An 801-nucleotide genomic window follows, 5' to 3' on the forward strand; every position below is an offset into this window, starting at 1 on the left:
GCAGTGCTCGGCCTCTTTTTCGCCAGCTACCTGGTGCTCGCCGGCTACGACTACGGCGTCGGGCTGCTGCTCGCCCGCGGCGTCGGCCCGGCCGGGCGGCGCGAGACGCTCACCGCCCTCGGGCCGTTCTTCCTCGGCAACGAGGTCTGGCTGGTGGCCACCGTGGGCATCCTCTTCGGCGCGTTCCCCCTGCTGGAGGGCGAGTTGCTCGCCGGCTGCTATCCGGTCGTCGTCGGCGCCCTGGTCGGCGTCATCCTGGTCACCGTCGGGGTGCAGTTGCGCAGTCGGCCCAGCAGCGAGCGCAGTCGCGCCCGCTGGGACCGCGTCGTGATGATCGGCAGCGCCCTCGCCGCGCTGGGCTGGGGCGCGCTGCTCGCCGCGCTGTTGCAGGGCGTGCCACTGCGGACCGACGGGCACGTCGCCGGGGTGACCCACCTGGCCACCCCGTTCGCGGCCGCCGCCGGGATCGCCATGGTCACGGTGGTCGCGGTGCACGGCGCGACCTTCCTCACACTGCGCCTGTCCGCCGGGGCCGCCGCCGAGGCCGGCCGCACGGCCCGCCGGCTGGTGCCGGTGGCGCTCACCGCGGTCGCCGTGGCCACCGTCGTGGGCCTGCTCTCCGCCCGGGTACGCGACGCCGTGCAGCGACCGGCGGTGGCCGTACTCCTGCCGGTGTTGCTCGTGGCGGCGCTGCTGGCGGCCCGCGCGGCGCTGGTCCGGCAGCGGCCCGGGTGGGCGGTGGTCGCCACCGGCGCGGCCCTGGCGCTGCCGGTGGTGCTGGTCGGAGCCGCTCTCTGGCCC

Annotated in this window: 1 protein-coding gene; it reads left to right on the top strand. The window is 76.8% G+C overall.

Translation table 11 applies throughout. The features are described 5' to 3' along the window. A partial coding sequence (locus KBX53_RS34620) for a cytochrome d ubiquinol oxidase subunit II (protein WP_210863996.1) occupies nucleotides 1-801 on the top strand: 801 nt, incomplete at both ends.

It is taken from the genome of Micromonospora sp. M51 (assembly GCF_018070305.1).
GTDB lineage: Bacteria > Actinomycetota > Actinomycetes > Mycobacteriales > Micromonosporaceae > Micromonospora > Micromonospora parva.